This window comes from Streptomyces sp. H27-H1, from assembly GCF_026627445.1.
In the GTDB taxonomy this organism is placed as follows: Bacteria; Actinomycetota; Actinomycetes; order Streptomycetales; family Streptomycetaceae; genus Streptomyces.
In genome coordinates this window covers 1-528 of the sequence record NZ_JAPNLJ010000175.1, presented here as the reverse complement: position 1 = coordinate 528, position 528 = coordinate 1, and the positions used below count along the sequence as shown (strand labels likewise).

Here is a 528-nt window from a genome sequence, read left to right as displayed (position 1 = left end):
GCGGGGGACCCGGCCGCGCCCGCCCCGCCGCCGGTCAGCTCCGGTCCGCGGACCGCCCGGCCGGCTCACCTGTGGCGTCGTCGCCCCGTTCACCGCTCTGCGGCAGGCGGTTCAGGGCGAGGGCGACGGCGGCCACCGTGTACGCGCACAGCACGCCGGCCCCGGCCCACCAGGGAAGCGGGAAGTACCCCGCCGAAGGCGCGTAATGAGCGGTGACCTGCGGATACTCCACGAGGGTCTGCTGTACGGCGAAACCGGCGGCCGGGGTCACCCGGAGCAGCCACTGGGCGAGGCCGTCGCCCAGCAGCGGGACGGCGGTCACGGCGTACGGGACCACGATGGCCGAGACGACGACGAGGATCGCGAGCCGGCCTCGCCGGAGCGCCGCGCCGAGGGAGAGCGCGAGCACGGCCGAGAGGGCGAGCACCGCCGGGATGCCGATGACCAGCCGCGCTCCCGTGAGCGCGGACAGCCCCGGGACGGGCACGCCGTTCGCCTTCAGGACCGTGATCCCGACCGGTACCACGA

1 pseudogene is annotated in these 528 nt (G+C 75.9%); it reads right to left on the bottom strand.

Annotation, left to right across the window (positions count from 1 at the left end):
• Positions 1-34 precede the first annotated feature (34 nt).
• A pseudogene (locus tag OTB20_RS42360) lies at positions 35-528 on the bottom strand (hypothetical protein); the annotation flags it as partial.